This is a genomic window from Paraglaciecola hydrolytica (assembly GCF_001565895.1).
In the GTDB taxonomy this organism is placed as follows: Bacteria; Pseudomonadota; Gammaproteobacteria; order Enterobacterales; family Alteromonadaceae; genus Paraglaciecola; species Paraglaciecola hydrolytica.
Map to the genome: position 1 here is coordinate 537,214 of NZ_LSNE01000005.1, position 2,549 is coordinate 539,762.

General features: G+C 40.9%; 3 protein-coding genes. All 3 read left to right on the forward strand.

Annotated elements, in window-relative coordinates; all coding sequences use genetic code 11:
- Window positions 1-284 precede the first annotated feature (284 nt).
- From ccoN to AX660_RS10255, 3 genes are read left to right on the forward strand one after another with little or no spacing between them, the layout of a single operon-like run.
- Window positions 285-1,721, forward strand: a complete 1,437-nt coding sequence (gene ccoN / locus AX660_RS10245) for a cytochrome-c oxidase, cbb3-type subunit I (RefSeq protein ID WP_068376151.1) — start codon at window positions 285-287, stop codon at window positions 1,719-1,721.
- Window positions 1,722-1,732: 11 nt separating this feature from the next.
- Complete coding sequence (ccoO, locus tag AX660_RS10250) at window positions 1,733-2,338, forward strand: cytochrome-c oxidase, cbb3-type subunit II (RefSeq protein ID WP_068376153.1); 606 nt, start codon at window positions 1,733-1,735, stop codon at window positions 2,336-2,338.
- Between the two features lies 1 nt (window position 2,339).
- Window positions 2,340-2,513 carry a cbb3-type cytochrome oxidase subunit 3 gene (locus AX660_RS10255; protein ID WP_068376155.1) on the forward strand — a complete coding sequence of 58 codons (174 nt, stop codon included), beginning with the start codon at window positions 2,340-2,342 and terminating at the stop codon, window positions 2,511-2,513.
- The last annotated feature ends 36 nt before the right edge of the window (window positions 2,514-2,549 follow it).

Here is a 2,549-nt window from a genome sequence, read left to right on the forward strand (position 1 = left end):
AACCAATAAGGGCAAAATGATAATAGTTTTCAAAGACTGAGCCACGTTTACATGTTTACCATCTGAATTGGGTTTATAAATCAAGTTTGCTGGAATTAAAGCTAAGGGACAAGCAGCTTTTTTCTTTCTTTTTAAGCTCTATACCATTATTATTTGTAAGGTTTTTGGCGCCAGTTATTATTTATATTTCAATTGCTTATAAATTAAGCTTAATTGTAAATAATATGCTAAATACATGTGTGATTTTTGTCGGCACTTCATTAACAAAGTGGAAGATTCATTAAATGAGTGATGCAATTCAAGTACATCCCGAATATAACTATAAAGTGGTTCGGCAGTTTGCGGTGATGACCGTTGTATGGGGTATTATTGGTATGGCAATAGGTGTTTTTATTGCTGCACAATTATATTGGCCAGCATTAAATTTTGACACCCCCTGGTTAACCTTCTCGCGATTGCGACCGTTACACACTAATGCCGTAATTTTTGCTTTCGGCGGCTGTGCTTTGATGGCAACCTCATTTTATGTTGTACAAAGAACATCTCAAGTTCGTTTATTTAGCGACAAACTTGCGGCTTTTGTCTTTTGGGGCTGGCAACTTGTAATCGTCATGGCCGTTATTACCCTTCCAATGGGATTAACCAGCACTAAAGAATACGCAGAATTAGAATGGCCTATCGATATTTTGATTGCCTTAGTTTGGGTCGCGTACATGATTACCTTCTTTGGTACTATGATCATCCGTAAGGTTTCCCATATATATGTCGCCAATTGGTTTTTTGGTGGCTTTATCTTAACTGTACTAGTACTTCATGTTGCTAATAGCATGGTTGTACCTGTGTCCTTATTTAAATCCTATTCAATTTATGCCGGTTCCGTAGATGCCATGATGCAATGGTGGTACGGCCATAATGCAGTTGGTTTTTTCTTAACTGCTGGTTTCTTAGGTATGATGTATTATTTTGTGCCTAAACAGGCTGGTCGTCCGGTTTATTCTTACCGTTTATCCGTTGTGCATTTCTGGGCCTTAATCTCCTTGTATATATGGGCTGGTCCTCACCACTTACACTATACCGCCCTGCCCGATTGGACTCAGTCTTTAGGGATGGCCATGTCAATTATTCTGTTTGTTCCGTCATGGGGCGGCATGATCAACGGTATTATGACTCTGTCTGGCGCATGGCATAAATTACGTACCGATCCTATTTTACGGTTCTTAGTGGTTTCACTATCATTTTACGGTATGTCGACCTTCGAAGGGCCGATGATGGCGATCAAAACCGTTAATGCCCTGTCACATTACACTGATTGGACTGTTGGTCACGTGCACTCAGGTGCTCTAGGTTGGGTTGCTATGGTGTCAATTGGGGCCATTTATCACTTAATCCCTGTATTGTTTAATCGTGAGCGTATGTACAGCATTTATTTAATTAACGTGCATTTCTGGTTAGCCACTATTGGTGTGGTGCTTTATATCGTTGCTATGTGGATGTCTGGTGTACTACAAGGTTTAATGTGGCGCGCAATCAATGCTGACGGCACTCTGACTTATAGTTTTGTTGAATCTCTTGAAGCTTCTAAGCCTTTCTATCTAGTGCGCTTTATCGGTGGTGTTTTAGTGGTAACTGGCATGTTAATCATGGCTTATAACTGCTATCGGACCATTAAAGGCCACACAAGTCGTGAAGTTTTAGACGACACAGAATTAAAAGCAGCCTAAGGAGCCCATAAATGAAAAATGCACATGAGCTAGTCGAAAAAAACGTAGGTTTGCTCACTATTCTAATGATGGTAGCAATTAGTTTGGGCGGTATGGCGCAAATCACCCCCTTGATGTTTCAACAACAAACGATGACACCGGTAGATGGTTTAAAACCTTATACCGCACTGCAAATGGAAGGCAGAGACATATTTATCCGTGAAGGTTGTGTGGGTTGTCATAGCCAAATGATCCGCCCTTTCCGTTCAGAGACTGAACGTTATGGTCACTATTCTGTAGCGGGTGAATCAGTATGGGAACATCCATTTTTGTGGGGTTCTAAACGTACTGGCCCAGATTTGGCCCGTGTAGGCGGTCGTTATAGTGACGAATGGCATAAGGTCCATTTGATCAATCCTCGTAATGTTGTACCGGAATCCAATATGCCAGGCTTTCCTTGGTTGGTTAAAAATACCTTAGACGGTGAGTTAACCGCCAAAAAATTATCTGTATTCAGAGATTTTGGTGTGCCATATACCGATGAAGATATCGCAGGTGCTCAAGCGGCAGTTAAAGGTAAAACCGAAATGGAAGCGCTGATCGCTTATTTGCAATCTCTTGGCACAGCGTTGAAATAGTATGGATTACGCTGTCAGTGGTAGTATTTTTACGGTTTTAGTATTTGTTTGTTTTATTGGCGTAGTGTTGTGGGCCTACAGTAAAAAGTCAAAAAAACGCTTTGATGAAGCGCAAAATTTGATATTTGCAGACGAGCCACAAACTAACAAGCAGGAGTCAAAACTAGATGAGTAGTTTTTGGAGCATTTGGATCTCAGTTATCACGCTGGG